At 48.6% G+C, this 16146-nt stretch carries 12 protein-coding genes and 1 tRNA gene; 11 read left to right on the forward strand and 2 right to left on the reverse strand.

Translation table 11 applies throughout. The features are described 5' to 3' along the window. The first annotated feature begins 36 nt into the window (after window positions 1-36). The 3 genes from ABEQ74_RS13170 (at window position 37) to ABEQ74_RS13180 (ending at window position 3486) form a co-directional block, all read left to right on the forward strand. On the forward strand, window positions 37-798 hold the full coding sequence (locus tag ABEQ74_RS13170) for an ABC transporter permease (protein ID WP_430122668.1): 762 nt from the start codon (window positions 37-39) through the stop codon (window positions 796-798). A 57-nt stretch (window positions 799-855) separates the two neighbouring features. Then, the gene (locus tag ABEQ74_RS13175) at window positions 856-1911 is read left to right on the forward strand and encodes a polyamine ABC transporter substrate-binding protein (RefSeq protein WP_430122625.1); all 1056 of its coding nucleotides are present in this window, start codon (window positions 856-858) and stop codon (window positions 1909-1911) included. Window positions 1912-2406: 495 nt separating this feature from the next. Next, on the forward strand, window positions 2407-3486 hold the full coding sequence (locus ABEQ74_RS13180; RefSeq protein ID WP_430122626.1) for a PdaC/SigV domain-containing protein: 1080 nt from the start codon (window positions 2407-2409) through the stop codon (window positions 3484-3486). Window positions 3487-3760: 274 nt separating this feature from the next. Here the strand turns inward: ABEQ74_RS13180 and clpP are convergent, their stop codons facing one another. Both clpP and ABEQ74_RS13190 read right to left on the reverse strand, forming a co-directional pair. Further along, window positions 3761-4357 (reverse strand): ATP-dependent Clp endopeptidase proteolytic subunit ClpP, encoded by a 597-nt coding sequence (gene clpP, locus ABEQ74_RS13185; RefSeq protein WP_053490581.1) that lies wholly within the window; start codon window positions 4355-4357, stop codon window positions 3761-3763. Between the two features lie 163 nt (window positions 4358-4520). After that, a tRNA-Arg gene (locus ABEQ74_RS13190) sits at window positions 4521-4595 on the reverse strand. 261 nt (window positions 4596-4856) lie between these two features. On the opposite strand from ABEQ74_RS13190, the gene ABEQ74_RS13195 reads away from it, so the two are divergent. The 8 genes from ABEQ74_RS13195 (at window position 4857) to ABEQ74_RS13230 (ending at window position 16145) form a co-directional block, all read left to right on the forward strand. Beyond that, window positions 4857-5900: a sugar-binding transcriptional regulator gene (locus ABEQ74_RS13195; RefSeq protein WP_430122627.1), complete on the forward strand. Its 1044-nt coding sequence runs from the start codon at window positions 4857-4859 to the stop codon at window positions 5898-5900. Between the two features lie 97 nt (window positions 5901-5997). Beyond that, on the forward strand, window positions 5998-7002 hold the full coding sequence (gene gap / locus ABEQ74_RS13200; RefSeq protein WP_430122628.1) for a type I glyceraldehyde-3-phosphate dehydrogenase: 1005 nt from the start codon (window positions 5998-6000) through the stop codon (window positions 7000-7002). A gap of 195 nt (window positions 7003-7197) precedes the next feature. Beyond that, window positions 7198-8379 carry a phosphoglycerate kinase gene (locus ABEQ74_RS13205; RefSeq protein ID WP_430122629.1) on the forward strand — a complete coding sequence of 394 codons (1182 nt, stop codon included), beginning with the start codon at window positions 7198-7200 and terminating at the stop codon, window positions 8377-8379. Between the two features lie 77 nt (window positions 8380-8456). After that, the gene (gene tpiA, locus ABEQ74_RS13210) at window positions 8457-9209 is read left to right on the forward strand and encodes a triose-phosphate isomerase (RefSeq protein ID WP_430122630.1); all 753 of its coding nucleotides are present in this window, start codon (window positions 8457-8459) and stop codon (window positions 9207-9209) included. After that, window positions 9210-10754 (forward strand): 2,3-bisphosphoglycerate-independent phosphoglycerate mutase, encoded by a 1545-nt coding sequence (gene gpmI, locus ABEQ74_RS13215; RefSeq protein ID WP_430122631.1) that lies wholly within the window; start codon window positions 9210-9212, stop codon window positions 10752-10754. Window positions 10755-10805: 51 nt separating this feature from the next. After that, window positions 10806-12095, forward strand: coding sequence for a phosphopyruvate hydratase (gene eno, locus ABEQ74_RS13220; protein ID WP_430122632.1), 1290 nt, complete (start codon window positions 10806-10808; stop codon window positions 12093-12095). Between the two features lie 1078 nt (window positions 12096-13173). Beyond that, window positions 13174-14154, forward strand: a complete 981-nt coding sequence (locus ABEQ74_RS13225) for a serine hydrolase domain-containing protein (RefSeq protein ID WP_430122633.1) — start codon at window positions 13174-13176, stop codon at window positions 14152-14154. Window positions 14155-14360: 206 nt separating this feature from the next. Then, complete coding sequence (locus ABEQ74_RS13230) at window positions 14361-16145, forward strand: sensor histidine kinase (RefSeq protein ID WP_430122634.1); 1785 nt, start codon at window positions 14361-14363, stop codon at window positions 16143-16145. Window position 16146: the final 1 nt, after the last annotated feature.

Genomic DNA, 16146 nt, shown 5'->3' on the forward strand with positions numbered 1-16146 from the left:
AAGAATCATCCGCTGCTCGGGATTCACTCCTTCCTTATGATGGCTTTCATCTATGTACCCATCATTATGATCATCATCTATTCCTTCAATGATACGCGGCTGAGCGGTAACTGGGAAGGCTTCACGCTGGATTGGTATGTATCGCTATTCGGGAACCGACATGTCATGGAAGCGCTGATGAACAGCTTGACGGTGGCTGTCATATCGACCATCGTTTCAACTCTGCTTGGGACGGCAGCAGCACTCTCGCTCCGGAATTTGGGGCGTAAGGGCCGTAGCGGAATGAACGGTCTGCTGTATCTGCCGGTCATTATTCCGGATATCATCATGGGACTTTCGCTGCTGGTATTGTTCAGTCAACTGAACATACCGCTTGGCAAGACGACGGTGATCATCGCTCATATTACGTTCAGCTTGTCGTATGTTTATGTCGTTGTCACGGCCAGGTTGTCGGGCATGGGCAAGCAGTTGGGTGAGGCGGCGCAGGATTTAGGTGCAACACCGTGGCAGACCTTCCGGTACGTCACGCTGCCACAGATTGCTCCAGGTATTATATCTGGCGCATTGATTGCTTTTACACTGTCACTGGATGACTTTATGGTCAGCTTCTTTGTTGCCGGTCCAAGCTCCACGACGCTTCCGATATATATTTACGCACAGGTGAAACGCGGTATTTCACCCGAGATTAATGCGTTATGTACACTGCTCATACTGGTTAGCATTACGCTGATCCTGTTAGCCCAATATATTCTTAACCGCGGCAACGGGCAGAAGAAACACAAAACATTACCGATCTAGCGGCAAGAGCCGTTTTATCGAATACAATATGGAAATGGAAAGAGAGGAGATAGTGAATTGAAACAATCTAGATGGACCCGCCTGCTCGCGGCAGGCCTGGTTGCAGTATTGTCAGTAGGACTCCTGGCTGCTTGCGGCGGCTCGGATAAGGAGACACTTCATATTTACAGCTGGGCGGATAATTTCGATCCCGAGGTGCTAAAGGACTTCGAAACGAAGTACAACGTGAAGGTGACCTACGATAATTATGCAAACAATGAAGACCTGCTGGCTAAGATCCAGGCTGGCGGCGGCGGTTATGACCTCATTCAGCCATCCGATTACATGGTGAAAACAATGATCGAAGAAGAGCTGCTTGAGCCTTTGGACATGAATAATATCCCGAACTTCGTCAATATTACGGATACGTTTAAGGATCCTTCCTATGACCCGGGCAATAAATATTCGATCGTCTACATGTCCGGTGTAACGGGAATAGCATATAACAAGAAATATGTGAAAGACGAGATTAACAGCTGGGAAGACCTCTGGAATCCGGCATACAAGGGAAAAGTCCTGCTTTTGGATGACAACCGTGAAATGATCGGCATGGCCCTGAAGAAGGAAGGAAAGTCCAACAGCACTACGGACGAAGCCGAAATTACTGCTGCCACGAATGAGCTGAAGACGCTGCTGCCGAATGTGCTCGCGTTTGATACGGATAACATCAAGCAGAAGATGATTCAGGAAGAAGGCTGGATTGCTACGGTGTGGTCTGGGGATGCGGCATTCATTGCGGCCGAGAACCCGGATGTGGCATATGTTGTACCTGAAGAGGGGGCGACCATCTTCTCCGATAACTATGCGATTCCCAAGGGTGCGAAGAATAAAGAACTGGCTGAGAAATTCATCAACTACATGATGGAGCCTGAGGTCAGTGCCAAGAACTATGAATTTATCGGATACAGCAATCCGAACACTAAAGCGATGGACTTCCATAGTGAGGACTATCGCAATAACACCATGATCAACCTGACGGACGATGAGCTGCATCGTACCGAGTGGCTTGATAATGTCGGCGAAGCGCTCCAGATCTATGACCGCCAGTGGACCGAGCTGAAGAGCGGCCGATAATCGAAGATATTTCTGTAACAAAGACACGAAGCCTGTCCCTATAGGGATGGGCTTTTTTGTGTTTGCAGCTCTTTCCGGTGGCTATTTGTTTACATCGCATCAAATGGCACTTTTTATATAGTACTGGCCCTTTAGACCCAGAATAGGGAAAATAGTCCGATTTATACGAATCTAACCACAACTAAAAGTCCGTTCGTGGTGTTATATGTTATATATAAGAGAGGATATGCCTTGGGATGCGAGCTTGGGTTTCTTCCCATAGCTCATATTGTGCAAGACGGTGCGATTTGTGGTTTGCAGCCTGCTTGTCATGTACTCTTATGTTCGTGACATTTCCAGTGTAACAGCATGTTACGAAAGATTAGGCATTAAGACCCGGAATCAAAATTGTCACTGACTTTGTTACCAATACATAGAAGGCTTTCCTTATAATGATTAAGGGTAATATATTAATAACTCATGAGAAACTCAATTTAATAAAGGTGGAATCCTAATATGAATCCTAAATTTCGTGTATGTGCATCATTAATCGCTACTAGTGTCCTACTTGGCAGTCTTGGAATGAACGGACAGGTCATCGATGCAGGCGCTCCGAAGACTACCGTTTCCACCAGCCAAAAATCGACTAAGAATGAAGTCCTGTTGAAATGGAACGGCAAGAACTTGTCACAAAAAGGGATAGTGCTGCATGGGGTGACCTATGTGCCGGCCACCGCTTTGCGGGACGGTCTGGGAATGTCTCTTAAATATGATTCAAAAAATCGTACGTATACGCTGAGCAACAGCGGCGGCTATAACAAGCTAAGCGCAGTCGTTTACTCCTCAAATGAAATCGGCATTTTGGTGAGCGGCAGTTATGCCGGTGATCCTGGCGGACAGATCATTAATGGGCGTCTGTATCTGCCTTTCAAAAATATTAGCGAATACCTCGCGATTCAGGGACAATGGAACCCTGCCTCGAAAACACTTAGCATGACGCCGAAGAAGCAGAATGACATTACGATCAAATCAGCAACGCTGAAGAAGAAGATTCTAGGCGTAGAAGCAGTTGCCCATTATCCGGTTGTTAGCGGCCTCGCTGATGCGGATGTTCAGGCTGAAATTAATAGTGTACTGAAAGAGAATGCGTCGGGTGTGATCACAGGTGCTGAAGAAAACGAGGGCACCTTCTCGCCGTCCGATTCCCAATATCCGTATGAATTCAATGGAGATTTTATAGTTCAGTATAATCAGAACGATATTCTCAGCATCACGACATATGATTATTCTTATACCGGCGGTGCCCATGGCATGACTTTCCGTAAAAGCTTTACGTTCTCCTTAAAGGATGGCAAGCAAATGAAGCTTGGTGATTTCATTAACATGGAAGGCAAGAACAAACAGAAGCTGAACAATTTCGTGCTGAGTCAGATGAAGAAGGAAGGCGGATACCTCGGTGGATTTGAGGGAGTGCCTGCCGATGCAGAGTTTTATGTAAAGGATAATGCTGCGGTGTTATACTTTCAGCTCTATGAATACACGGCATATGCGTATGGATTTCCGGAATTTGAGCTAAAGCTGAAGGAATGGAAGTAAGATCCTGAGGATAGATTGTCTAGTCTATAAATGAATGTCAGGAATAAGGCGGATTACGAACTCATTACTCATTATTAAATGATGAATATATGCTGTCCCGAAGCAACAGTGTACTGGAACCAATTGCAGAGACCCTTGGTCATAGAGGCGCAGGAGATAGAGTCTTCTGTTAGCTTCTTATGGCCAAGGTTTTTTTGTATGTGCAATTATATATCAAGGAAAATGAAAAAGGCAGCTGCCGGTTGACACCGGTAACTGCCTTTAGCTGCGATTCTTATAGTCCTTGCGGTGGTGTATTCTCAAGTACCTGATCGATTAGACCATATTCTTTGGCTTCTTCAGCCGTCATGAAGTAATCGCGGTCCGTATCCTTCTCAATGCGCTCCAGCGGTTGGCCGGTACGTTCGGAGAGGATGCGGTTCAGCTTGTCACGCATCTTGAGGATGCGGCGGGCACGGATTTCGATATCCGTTGCTTGGCCTTGCGCGCCGCCGAGCGGCTGGTGAATCATGATCTCGCTGTTCGGCAGACCGTAACGTTTGCCCTTCGCGCCTGCGTTGAGCAGGAAAGCACCCATGGAAGCAGCCATGCCGACACAGATGGTTGAAACATCCGGCTTGATGAACTGCATCGTATCGAATATAGCCATACCAGCAGTAATGGAACCGCCAGGGCTGTTGATGTAAAGATGAATATCCTTCTCAGGATCCTCAGCCGACAAGAACAGCATTTGGGCTATGATGGAATTGGCAACCACGTCATTAACGTCGGAGCCGAGGAATATAATGCGGTCTTTCAGCAATCGGGAATAAATGTCGTACGCCCGCTCGCCGCGGTTACTCTGTTCAACGACCATAGGGATAAAACTCACGTGAAAAACCTCCTCTTAAAAGTACCTCATATCAATACTGTTACCTTATTAACCATATGATAAACAATTTAAATCAAAAAGTCAAAGATAGTCAAACTATTGAGTAAAAAAAAGAGCCGTCATGGGCACTTTAGGGTAATCAGTATAGAGAATAAAGTTAAAATGGCGCGCCCGCGAGGAATCGAACCTCGATCTCAGGCTCCGGAGGCCTACGTCATATCCATTGGACCACGGGCGCAAAGAAAATTAGCAACGAAGTTGATTATACCGCATCTATTTTTAAATTACAAGAGCGAACAAAACTTTGCTCCTATCATATAGACAAGCCCAAAGTTGGCCATAATGAATAAGAATGCATGGGGCGGAGAAATATACTTTCGGACACTTGCAACCAGTGTGATTATTGGTTAGAATATAGGTGGGACTTAAAAAGTTTGACTGGGACATTTTACGGCCAGGTAGAGGAGAGCCGAGACGAAGTTTGCAGGAGTGGAAATGCATGCGTAACCTATTAGAAATACAAGAGCAACTTCTGCCGGATCTGATGGACACTCTCAAACGAAGGTATTCCATACTTTATCAGATCAAGTTGTCCGGAATGGTTGGCCGCAGGACGCTGGCTTCATCACTGTCAATGACCGAGCGTGTGCTCAGAGCAGAGACGGATCTGCTGAAGACGCAAGGATTGATTGAGATTGAAACGCTAGGCATGCGGATTAGCGGTTTAGGAGTACGCTTGCTGGAAGATTTGGAGCCGGTCATGAATGAGTTGTTCGGACTTGTTGAACTGGAAGAGAAGATTCGTCAGGCTTACGGGCTTCGTAAAGTGGTCATTATTCCCGGTGACAGTGAATCATCTTCGGAAGTCAAGCGGGAGCTTGGACGTGCCGGAGCCAGAACGCTGCTTAGCTTTGTAGAGAATGGAGACACGATTGCCGTTACAGGCGGCTCGACACTCGCTGAGGTAGCAGAACAGATGTCTGCTTTACCGAATGGCGAGTCGTTGACAGACACTTGGTTCGTGCCGGCGCGAGGCGGTCTCGGTGAGAGCATGGAGATTCAAGCGAACACTATTGCCTCCAAGATGGCTAAGCGTGTCGGAGCAGAATACCGACTGCTTCATGTACCAGATCTGCTAAGCGAGGATGCTTATCAGTCCTTGGTTCAGGACCAGCATATCCAGGAGATTGTGGATGTGATCAGGCGGTGCCGGGTCATTATTCACGGCATCGGTGATGCGATGGAGATGGCGAGACGGCGCAAACTGGATGATAGATCTATTCAGGGCTTGCAGGCAGACGGCGCCATTGCGGAATCCTTCGGCTATTATTTCAGTGAGGATGGCGAAGTCGTCCACAAGATGCTTACTCTCGGCCTTCGGCTTGAGGATATTATGCGGACGGAGACGATCATTGGCATTGCGGGCGGTCAAGGCAAGGGTAAAGCGATTCATGCGGTGCTCAAGTTCGGACATGAGAATATTCTTGTGACGGATGAAGCTGCCGCACTGGAAATCGAGAAAGAGATTGACGCGGATATTTAAATCCGTGTATGAGGATTGTTTTTCAATATTGTTGTCATGATTGGCTTAACAGCTAATCTTGAATATATAAATTTCATAAATATGGAGGGAATTACTCATGGTTAAAGTAGGTATTAACGGTTTTGGACGTATTGGACGTAACGTGTTCCGCGCAGCGCTGAACAACAGCGAAGTTGAAATCGTAGCAATCAACGATTTGACGGATGTGAGCACGTTGGCACACCTTTTGAAATATGACACTACTCACGGCAGACTGGATGCAACAGTTGAAGCTAAAGAAGGCGCACTGGTTGTAAACGGCCGCGAAGTGAAAGTATTCGCTGAGCGTAACCCTGAAGCATTGCCTTGGGCTGAGTACGGCGTTGAAATCGTTGTAGAATCCACTGGTATTTTCACAGCGAAAGACAAAGCTTCCGCTCACTTGAAAGGCGGCGCTAAGAAAGTTATCATTTCCGCTCCAGCTACTGACGAAGATATCACCATCGTTATGGGCGTAAACGAAGACAAATACGATCCAGCTAACCATACTATTATCTCCAACGCTTCTTGCACAACAAACTGCTTGGCTCCATTTGCTAAAGTTCTCGACGAGAACTTCGGAATCGAAAAAGGTATGATGACTACGGTTCACTCTTACACGAATGACCAGCAAGTACTTGACCTGCCGCACAAAGACCTTCGTCGTGCTCGTGCAGCAGCTGAGAACATCATTCCTTCCACAACTGGTGCAGCTAAAGCGGTTAGCTTGGTTCTGCCACAGTTGAAAGGCAAATTGAATGGTATGGCTATGCGCGTACCTACAAAGAACGTTTCCGTAACAGACTTGGTTATCGAAACTTCCAAGCCAGTAACAAGAGAAGCTGTTAACGAAGCTTTGAAAGCTGCTGCTGAAGGCCCACTGAAAGGTATCATGAACTACTCCGAAGAGCCGCTCGTATCCAGCGACTACAATACAGATCCTGCTTCTTCCACAATCGACTCCCTGTCGACAATGGTTGTTGGCGACAACATGGTGAAGGTTATTTCTTGGTATGACAACGAGTGGGGCTACTCCAACCGTGTAGTTGACCTCGCTGCTTACATCGCAAGCAAAGGTCTGTAATTGATCTAGCCATTCAATCGAAGAGGAGTTCCGTTCACGGGTCTCCTCTTTCGGTTCATGGTTTTTCCTTATTTTCATGCCAGAGCACTGGGAAGAATAGATAAATCCGGGCACTGGTGAGGCGATAGAGAGAGAAACGGGAGCAACCGCATGCTGCCTTGCGAGGAGAAACATTTTCTTAGGAGGAACGTGGAGATGAACAAGAAAAGTGTACGTGATGTAGAAGTAAGCGGCAAACGGGTGTTTGTCCGCGTCGATTTCAATGTACCGCTCGAAGATGGCAAGATTACAGACGACACTCGTATTCGCGAAACTTTACCGACCATTAAATACTTGGTAGAGAAGGGTGCGAAGGTTATTCTGGCGAGCCATATGGGTCGTCCAAAAGGAGAGGTCGTTGAATCCTTGCGCCTGACTCCAGCTAGTGAGCGTCTGTCCGAACTGCTGGGCAAGCCGGTGGCCAAAGCGGATGAAGCCGTAGGCGAAGCTGTTAAAGCGCAAATCGATAAGATGCAAAACGGCGATGTGCTCGTGCTTGAAAACGTTCGTTTTTACCCTGGTGAAGAGAAGAATGATCCAGAACTCGCGAAGCAGTTCGCAGAGCTTGCTGATCTGTTCGTGAATGACGCATTTGGTGCTGCTCACCGTGCGCACGCTTCGACAGAAGGCATCGCACACCATCTTCCGGCTGTATCGGGATTGTTGATGGAGAAAGAGCTGTCCGTTCTCGGCAAAGCCCTTTCGAATCCAGACCGTCCGTTTACCGCCATCATCGGTGGATCGAAGGTTAAAGACAAAATCGACGTGATCGACAACCTGCTTACGCTTGCTGACAATGTCATTATCGGCGGTGGACTTGCATACACGTTCTTCAAAGCTCAAGGCCATGAAATCGGTCAATCTCTGCTTGATAAAGAGAAGCTGGATGTGGCCCTCGGTTTCATCGAAAAAGCTAAAGAGCTGGGCAAAAACTTCTACCTGCCGGAAGATATCGTCGTTACGGATGAGTTCAGCGCTGATGCGAATACGAAGGTTGTTGGTATCGACAGCATCCCAGCTGATTGGGAAGGCGTTGACATCGGTCCTAAGACTCGCGCCAAGTATGCAGAAGTGATCAAGAACTCCAAACTTGTTGTATGGAACGGTCCGATGGGCGTATTCGAAATTGCTCCGTTCAGCAACGGTACTCGTGAAGTGGCACAGGCATGTGCGGAGACGGAAGCTTACACGATTATTGGCGGCGGCGACTCTGCTGCTGCAGCGGAGAAATTCGGCCTGGCTGACAAGATGGATCACATCTCGACTGGCGGTGGCGCATCTCTTGAATTCATGGAAGGTAAAGCACTTCCTGGTGTTGTGGCACTGAACGATAAATAGAAATAGGAACTACACTTGGATAGCGAGTGGATGAAGCTTGAACCCGGGATCATCGGGGGAATAAAGGAGTGAATCGTGTGAGAACACCTATCATAGCTGGTAACTGGAAAATGTTCAAAACTGTTCCGGAAGCAACTTCATTTATTGAAGATGTGAAAGGCAAAGCGGAAGTAGAAGGCGTGGAGAGCGTGATCTGCTCGCCATTTACGAATCTTCCAGCATTGGTTGAAGCGGCAAAGGGCACGAACATCAAAATCGGTGCACAAAATCTTCATTTTGAAGATAATGGCGCCTTTACAGGTGAAATCAGCGGTTTGATGCTGAAGGACCTGGGCGTGGACTATGTCATTATTGGACATTCCGAGCGCCGTCAGTATTTTGCTGAAACCGACGAGATCGTTAACAAGAAAGTTCATGCGGCATTCCGTCATGGTCTTCTTCCGATCGTATGTGTTGGAGAGAAGCTGGAAGAGCGTGAAGCTGGCCAAACCAAGGACGTATGCAAAGTGCAGACGGAAGCTGCGTTCGCAGGTGTTCCTGCAGATCAGGCGATTCATGTGGTTATTGCTTATGAACCAATCTGGGCGATCGGCACAGGCAAATCCTCTACCGCAGAGGATGCAAATGAAGTTATCGCTTATATTCGCGAGCTTGTTAAAGGTCTGTATGGCGAGAGTGTTGCAGAGCAAGTACGCATTCAATACGGCGGCAGCGTTAAGCCTGAAAATGTAGCGGAGTATATGGGACAAAGCGACATCGACGGCGCGCTCGTTGGTGGTGCAAGTCTACAACCGGCTTCTTACATCGCACTCGTTGAGGGGGCGAAGTAAATGACGGCTCCAAAACCCGTTGCTCTGATCATCATGGACGGTTTCGGGCTTCGTAACACCCAGGTGGGCAATGCGGTCGCGCAAGCGAACAAGCCTAATTACGACCGGTATTTGAAGCAATATCCGAACACAACATTGACTGCTTGCGGTGAAGCCGTAGGCTTGCCGGAAGGTCAAATGGGGAACTCCGAAGTGGGTCACTTGAACATCGGCGCAGGCCGGATAGTGTATCAGGATTTGACCCGCATCACGAAATCGATTCGTGAAGGAGAATTCTTCGAGAACGATACACTCTTGGAAGCTGTACGCGCTGCCAAGAACAACAACAAGAAGCTGCATCTGTACGGACTGGTATCCGACGGCGGTGTACACAGTCATATTGAGCATATGTTCGCGATGTTGGATCTTTGCAAGAAGGAAGATTTTCATGAGGTTTACATTCATGGCTTCATGGATGGACGCGACGTGGCGCCGGACAGCGGCAAGCAGTTCGTCAAGGACCTGATTGCGAAGATTGAAGAAGTGGGCGTTGGCCAAATCGCTACTCTATCCGGACGCTATTACGCGATGGACCGCGACAAGCGTTGGGATCGTGTTGAGAAAGCTTATCGTGCCATGGTGTATGGCGAAGGACCTAAATATACCGATCCACTGAAGGCTATTACGGAATCTTACGAGAAGTCTGTGTATGATGAGTTCGTAGAACCGACAGTGATCGTCAATAGTGCTGGAGAGCCGGTAAGTCTGGTGGAAAGCGGAGATTCGGTTATCTTCCTGAACTACCGTCCTGACCGTGCGATTCAGTTGTCTCAAGTATTTACCAACCAGGATTTCCGCGGATTTGATCGCGGTCCTAAGTTCCCGCAGAACTTGCATTTTGTCTGCTTGACGCTGTTCAGCGAGACGGTGGAAGGCTTTGTAGCCTACAAGCCGAAGAATCTGGACAACACGCTGGGCGAGGTGCTTGTTCAACACAACAAGAAGCAGCTGCGTATCGCGGAAACCGAGAAGTATCCGCACGTCACATTCTTTTTCAGTGGCGGACGCGATGTGGAGCTTCCAGGCGAAACCCGCGTTCTGATCAACTCGCCGAAAGTGGCGACATACGATCTGAAGCCGGAGATGAGCGCTTATGAAGTGGCGGATGCCTGCGTACGAGAAATCGAAGCAGATAAGCATGATGCGATCATCTTGAACTTCGCGAATCCGGACATGGTAGGTCACTCCGGAATGCTGGAGCCAACCATCAAAGCCGTGGAAACAACAGATGAGTGTGTGGGCAAGGTTGTGGAAGCTGTTTTGGCAAAAGGCGGGGTAGTTCTGATCACCGCTGACCACGGGAATGCGGATATGGTATTTGACGAGAATGGACGTCCATTCACGGCCCATACCACAAACCCGGTGCCATTCATCGTAACGGACGAGAATGTAACACTGCGTGAAGGCGGCATTCTGGCCGACATCGCCCCGACGATCCTCGATCTGATGGGTCTGCCAAAGCCAGAAGAGATGACCGGAACTTCCATGATTGCAGCACGTAAGTAAGTCGTTCATAATGGATATAAACATAACAACGTTTAAAAGGAGACTATACACATGACTATTATTTCTGACGTATATGCACGCGAAGTCCTTGACTCCCGCGGTAACCCAACTGTAGAAGTTGAAGTATACCTGGAATCCGGTGCAATCGGTCGCGCGATCGTTCCATCCGGTGCTTCCACAGGCGTTCACGAAGCGGTTGAGCTTCGTGACGACGACAAATCCCGTTACCTGGGCAAAGGCGTTCTGAAAGCAGTTAAGAACGTTAACGAGATCATCGCTCCTGAAGTGATCGGCCTCGACGCTCTGGACCAAATTGCCATCGATAAACTGATGATCACTTTGGACGGAACACCAAACAAAGGCAAACTCGGTGCGAACGCAATCCTGGCTGTATCCATGGCTGTCGCTCGTGCTGCTGCTGAAGCTTTGGCTATTCCGCTGTACACATACCTTGGTGGATTCAACGCTAAACAACTTCCAGTACCTATGATGAACATCGTTAACGGTGGCGCACATGCGGACAACAACGTTGACGTGCAAGAGTTCATGGTATTGCCTGTAGGCGCTCCTACCTTCAAAGAAGCTCTGCGCATGGGTGCTGAAATCTTCCACAACCTGAAATCCGTTCTGAAAGGCAAAGGCCTGAACACAGCGGTAGGCGACGAAGGTGGTTTCGCTCCGAACTTCACATCGAACGAAGATGCATTGTCCTCCATCATCGAAGCAATCGAAAAAGCCGGCTACAAGCCAGGTGAAGATGTATTGCTGGGTATGGACGTAGCTTCCACTGAGTTCTTCAAAGATGGCAAATATGTTCTGGAAGGCGAAGGCAAATCCTTCACGCCAGCAGAATTCGTTGACTTGCTCGCTTCTTGGGTAGACAAATACCCAATCGTGACCATCGAAGACGGATGCTCCGAGGACGATTGGGAAGGTTGGAAACTGCTCACCGAGAAGCTGGGTGATAAAATTCAACTCGTGGGTGACGACCTGTTCGTTACAAACACTGAGCGTCTGGAAAAAGGTATCAAAGAAGGTATCGGTAACTCCATCCTGATCAAAGTTAACCAAATCGGTACATTGACTGAAACTTTCGATGCAATCGAAATGGCGAAACGCGCAGGATACACTGCTGTTATCTCCCACCGTTCCGGTGAGTCCGAAGACAGCACGATCGCTGATATCGCAGTAGCTACCAACGCTGGCCAGATCAAAACGGGTGCTCCTTCCCGTACAGACCGCGTTGCGAAATACAACCAATTGCTTCGCATCGAAGACGAATTGGGTGAGCTTGCTCAATACCACGGCTTGAAGTCGTTCTACAACTTGAAGCAAAAATAATGAAATAAGATGGAAGCCCGGCTCCTGACTTTAGGGAGCTGGGCTTTTTTGCGTTGATATGAGGGATAGCTGCTGGAGGGCGGGCTGCACACTTGGTTATCGTGCCGTGGGTCGGTGCGTATATCGGTTCCGGTCGCTGTTAAAATCGGGAAGCTGGAATGGAATAAGTTAAGGAGGCTTCCCGCTTTTAAAGGCGAACGCGCTGCTCCTCCACCGATATTCGCACCTGAGCAGGGGAGAGGTGTGCAGCCTCTTGCGAGCAACTCATGGGAGCGCAAAGAAAGCCCGGCCCATGTGAGGTCTCATGAGCCGTGCTTTTGGGTGGGGGAGAAGGAAGGAAGGGAGAGGCTGCACACTTGATTATGGTGCCGTGGGTCGGTGCGTATATCGGCTCCGGTCGCTGTTAAAATCGGGAAGCTGGAATGAATAAGCTGAGGAGGCTTCCCGCTTTTAAAGGCGAACGCGTTGCTCCTCCACCGATATTCGCACCTGAGCAGGGGAGAGGTGTGCAGCCTCAAGCGCAGCAACTCAGGGGAGCTCAAAGAAGGCCCGGCTCATATGAGATTTCATGAGCCGGGCTTTTGGGTGTGGGAGGAGGAAGGAAGGTGAGAGCATTCACACTTTGTTATCGTGCCGTGGAGCGGTGCGTATATCGGTTCCGGTCGCTGTTAAAATCGGGAAGCTGGAATGGAATAAGTTAAGGAGGCTTCCCGCTTTTAAAGGCGAACGCGCTGCTCCTCCACCGATATTCGCACCTGAGCAGGGGGGAGGTGTGCAGCCTCAAGCGTAGCAACTCATGGGAGAGCAAAGAAAGCCCGGCCCATGTGAGGTCTCATGAGCCGGGCTTTTGGGTGGGAGGAGGGAAGAGGCTGTCGCTTGATTGTGAGATGTTGGATGAAGTGCTATCTTTACACAAGGTAGTACCTACCTGAGAACCTTGTTATACTGTTATAGACAGGGCGAATCTGTCCTGCAAGATGATTATAAACTGCTGGGAGGTAGTCTGTTTTGCCCTTAGATCTTACTTCAGGTACTTAACAAAACTCTATTTCTTATAATAAAGGAGTGCCTGAAGAACATGTTAACTTCAACTATTCATTCTTATCTCAATCAAAACGCAGAGTCATTTCATGGAGCCATTCTGGTTTCGCACCAAGGGGAAATCCTCCATCAGGAGGCCTTCGGTCTGGCAAACCGGGAATGGAATATACCGAATGCCGTAAATACCAAGTTCCGCATCGGTTCGGTCACCAAATCCATTACAGCCTTAGGCATTCTGAAGCTGGTTGAATCGGGTCAGATCGCCCTTGATGATCGTCTGATTCAATATGTTTCGGACTTTAAGCATGCAGAAGGCATAACAATTAAACATCTGTTGAACCATACCTCCGGTATCGGGAATATCACGATGCAGCCGGATTTTATTATTCAATCTCTTCAAAGACGTTCCGTCGACGAACTTGTCGCTTGGATTCGCTCCCTGCCTATGGAGTCCGGGCTGCCGGCGAACTTCAGTTATTCGAACTCCGGGTACATTTTGCTGGGCAAAATTATCGAAACCGTTACGGGATTAACATATGCGGAGTTTCTGGAACGGGACATATTTGGCCCTGTGGGCATGAAGAATTCCGTCCTGGAATCCAGCGTCATCCTGCCCAACCGGGCGAGCGGTTACGAGATGACGGCGGAGGGAGAACTGCAGAACGCATCGTTCATCGACATGTCCAACGCTTATTCAGCCGGGGGCATCGTCTCTACCGCTCCAGATCTGCATTTACTGAACACCGCGCTGGATGAAGGAAAGCTGTTGTCGGGCGATACGTTGGCCAAGCTATTCGCTTGGGATGGACAGCAGCCATACCGCTATGGTTGGAATAGGGCAAGAACCGGAACCAACCGTCTCATGGCCTTCCATCATGGAGGAATCAACGGTTACACAGCTTCGTATCTGAAGCTGCTGGATCAGGGAACCTCGGTCATTGTGTTAAGCAATGTGTCGACAATGCTGACTTCAACGTTAGCCAGTATGATCGTGAACGTGCTTGAGCACGAAATGTAATTGATGCAATAGATTAAGACCAAGCTCTCCTCAGAGAGTTTGGTCTTTTTTTGCCTAATATAAAATAGAACAAATCTACACATCCACGGAGCTTGTCCCCATCATCGACCGCACATATCCATGCATTTTCTTTCATTTCCATCCTCAAGTGAACCGCTGCTGATATAATTGAAGAACAAGCGAGTGCAAAAGGAGTGTGCGGAAGGGTGCTGAACCGATTACGATCCCTGTTTCCCCAAAAGCTTAAATACCGTCTGTTTGCCGCATTTGTTCTGCTAATACTGCTGCCATTTGGCATTTTGAATTTGTATAACTATCAGCGGATCGAGACCTTGGTTCAGGAGAAAATCAGCGAGCAGAGCCACAGCCATCTGGAACAGATGTACCGGACGCTGGAAGATCAGTTGAGCGTGGCCTTTAAGACACTCATTTTTCTGGAGCAGGATTCAACGGTAGCCTCTGTGCTGACCCATCCCGGGCAGCGGCAGGGGCTTGAGAACAAAAAGCTAATGGAAGAAAAGTTCAAAAATTTGAACAACAGCTTCTTCCTGTATAATCCGTCGGTCTACTTCACGATTCTCGACTTTTATGGCAACGCTTACACCTCGTATTCTCCGAGAGAAGCGCTCGATTACAAGAAGCTGCGGGACAACCCTGGTTTTGATCGGCAGCAAATGGAGGGAGTATCGTACCACTGGGTTTCGAGCGATGCGAACTACGTGCTAAGGGATATCTCTACAAGTCCTTACCTGCTGTCGCTGTATGCCTACATGGAAACTCCTCGCAACAAGACGTACGGCATGGCTCGGATCAGCATCGATTATTCCTTTTGGTTTCAATCGGTATTGAAGCAATCGACGCTGCGCCAGGAATATTTTCTAATTACGAGCACCGGCGAGAATGTATCTCAATCGATTTTGAACAGCAGTCTGACAAGCGGGGTGAAAGCCAGAATTGCAGCAGAGCCCAAGCAGAAGTATTTTATCGACAAAGCCTCCGATACTCTGGTGAATTACATTTATGTGGAATCGCTGGACTGGTATATCGTGAACCGGATCCCGCTGTCGGTGCTCTTTAATGAGATTGAGGAACTGAAGCAGCAATATTTCATGACCTTTTTCCTGCTGACCGGCGCGTTTCTTATCATGACCTTCCTTATTGCCGCCACGATTACCCGGCCGTTATCCCACTTGCAGAATAAGATGAAGGCGGTTGTCCGCAAAAATCTGAAAATTCGGCTGCCGGAACGCAAATTTAGAGGCGAGATGCTGGAGCTGACGCAGACGTTCAATTCCATGCTTGACGACATGGATGTGCTGATTCATCGATTAAAAGCGGAGGAGAGGCAGAAGGAGGCTGTGCATTTTCATATGCTGCTGGCTCAGATGAACCCGCATTTTCTGCTGAATACGCTCAATACGGTCAAGTGGAGTGCCATCCGTCATGGGAATGAAGATATCACGAATATTACCTTGTCTCTTGGTAAGCTGCTGGAGGCAAGTTTGAATACGGAGAAGGACCTGGTTCACTTGAAGGATGAAATCGAGCTGGTGCAGGCTTATATCCATATTCAGCAGATGCGTTACAATCACCGGTTTGAAGTTACCTTTGCCTATGATGAGGAGATCCTCTATGCACTTGTGCCCAAGCTTAGCTTGCAGCCGCTAGTGGAGAATGCCATCATCCACGGAATTGGGCCACTGCCGGAGCGGGAGGGTTTTATTGAAATTACGATAACCCGGGAAGGGCAGAACCGACTGGCGGTAGAAGTGAAGGATAACGGTGTGGGCATGGAGCAGTCTCGGAAGACGAACGGGATGCGCAAACGCCCCGGCATCGGTCTTAGCAATGTCCAGGAGCTGCTTCGGCTGCTGTTCAAAGAAGAGGGCAGCATGGAGATTGTCTCCTCGGAGCAGGGAACCCGGATTCGATTTTCCATTCCATTGCTCGTCTCAACGCCTTATCAGAACGATCACTTGATTTCATCATAGA

Origin of the sequence: Paenibacillus solani (genome assembly GCF_050475945.1) — a bacterium.
GTDB classification, from domain to species: Bacteria; Bacillota; Bacilli; order Paenibacillales; family Paenibacillaceae; genus Paenibacillus_AQ; species Paenibacillus_AQ solani_A.

Excerpts from the sequence above, each read along its gene's own strand:
- ABEQ74_RS13170 (WP_430122668.1), top strand. The coding sequence starts at position 37 with ATGATGGCTTTCATCTATGTACCCATCATTATGATCATCATCTATTCC.
- ABEQ74_RS13180 (WP_430122626.1), top strand. The coding sequence starts at position 2,407 with ATGAATCCTAAATTTCGTGTATGTGCATCATTAATCGCTACTAGTGTC.
- ABEQ74_RS13195 (WP_430122627.1), top strand. The coding sequence starts at position 4,857 with ATGCGTAACCTATTAGAAATACAAGAGCAACTTCTGCCGGATCTGATG.
- gap (WP_430122628.1), top strand. The coding sequence starts at position 5,998 with ATGGTTAAAGTAGGTATTAACGGTTTTGGACGTATTGGACGTAACGTG.
- ABEQ74_RS13205 (WP_430122629.1), top strand. The coding sequence starts at position 7,198 with ATGAACAAGAAAAGTGTACGTGATGTAGAAGTAAGCGGCAAACGGGTG.
- gpmI (WP_430122631.1), top strand. The coding sequence starts at position 9,210 with ATGACGGCTCCAAAACCCGTTGCTCTGATCATCATGGACGGTTTCGGG.
- eno (WP_430122632.1), top strand. The coding sequence starts at position 10,806 with ATGACTATTATTTCTGACGTATATGCACGCGAAGTCCTTGACTCCCGC.
- ABEQ74_RS13225 (WP_430122633.1), top strand. The coding sequence starts at position 13,174 with ATGTTAACTTCAACTATTCATTCTTATCTCAATCAAAACGCAGAGTCA.